Genomic DNA, 262 nt, shown 5'->3' with positions numbered 1-262 from the left:
CCGGAAGAGGACGCCGAACAGCAGCGCCAGCCCGATCAGGATCTGTCCGAACACGACCATCGGGTCGATGATCGCCGCGTAGTCCGCGAAGAAGAGGAACAGCCCCTGGAGCGGGTTGGCGTCCGCGATGGCGTTCTGGAGGAACCCGACCGAGCTCCACGCGAGCGGGTCGGCGAGGCCGCCCTCGAACAGCTTCGACAGCCCCGCCTGGAGGAACACCCACGCCATCACGACCCGGAGTCCGAGCATCGAGTACGCGAGC

Annotated in this window: 1 protein-coding gene; it reads right to left on the bottom strand. The window is 67.6% G+C overall.

The window, feature by feature from the left end:
* Positions 1-262, bottom strand: a 262-nt coding sequence (locus tag EXE42_RS17810; RefSeq protein ID WP_137707126.1) for a DoxX family membrane protein, incomplete at both ends; no start/stop codon positions are given.

The sequence above is a fragment of the Halorubrum sp. SP3 genome, from assembly GCF_005435195.1.
Taxonomy (GTDB): Archaea; Halobacteriota; Halobacteria; order Halobacteriales; family Haloferacaceae; genus Halorubrum; species Halorubrum sodomense.
The sequence above is the reverse complement of the archived record's forward strand: the minus strand, read 5'-3'. Positions and strand labels throughout refer to the sequence as shown.